Raw genomic sequence first — 895 nt, forward strand, 5'->3', positions numbered from 1 at the left:
GATATTACTGATGATATTGAAATCATTAAAACACAATTGCAAAGTGTTTATGATGAATTAATTAAGGTACAAACAGTTAATACTGGTGGCGTACCAAAATTAGAAAACAAAGAAAACAATATTTTAGATACAGACAATGTATTTAATAAATAGAAAGAAGGAAATAAATTATGGCACAAAACACACAAAGAATTTTTGGAGATATTGCTAATCAAGCAACACAAAGAGACCGAGAAACATTTGAAGAATGATATTTACAAACTTATCAACAAAAATTTAGTTGAGAAGCATTATTTGCTTGAAAAGAAGCAAATAAATTTGGTTTAACATATAAAAGAAAGAAAAATATTAAATACAATGAAGGTTTAGGAGCAAACGGTCAAGTATTTAATACTGATGATAACCTACTAAAATATTCAACAGTGGAATTTGAAGATGGAATTGTTGAATTAGATACAATTTTAACTTTTGCTCGTAAATTAGACCCTGTAGAAAGTGATTTTAATCCCAATCTTTGAGCAGCTGATATTGAACAAGCAATGGATACTGAGGTTGCTTATAAACGCAATAAAATTTTAGAAATTATTAATAAAGGAATAGTTACAACTATTCAAGGACAAAAAGCAGATGATACAAATGCTTTGCAAATCCACGATGAAATTATGGATAAAATATATGAAAATGGCTTTACCCCATCAGAAACAGTTGTATTGGGTTCGGCTGATTTTATTCGTGGAATTCGTAATAAATTGCAGTTACAACTTGGAGCAAATGACCAAATAAATAGTGTAATTGCAACAAGTGGAGCAATGAAAACTGTTGAAGGAACAACATACTATATGGTTCCTAAAAAATTACCAATTATTAATAAAGATGGTTCAGAAGGAACAATTGA

General features: G+C 28.8%; 1 protein-coding gene. It reads left to right on the forward strand.

The features are described from left to right. Positions 1–170 precede the first annotated feature (170 nt). Positions 171–895 (forward strand): hypothetical protein (locus D9R21_RS06745; protein WP_148108899.1); only part of this gene is annotated, 725 nt, incomplete at its 3' end.

The organism is Spiroplasma endosymbiont of Megaselia nigra, assembly GCF_003987485.1.
In the GTDB taxonomy this organism is placed as follows: Bacteria; Bacillota_I; Bacilli_A; order Mycoplasmatales; family Mycoplasmataceae; genus Spiroplasma.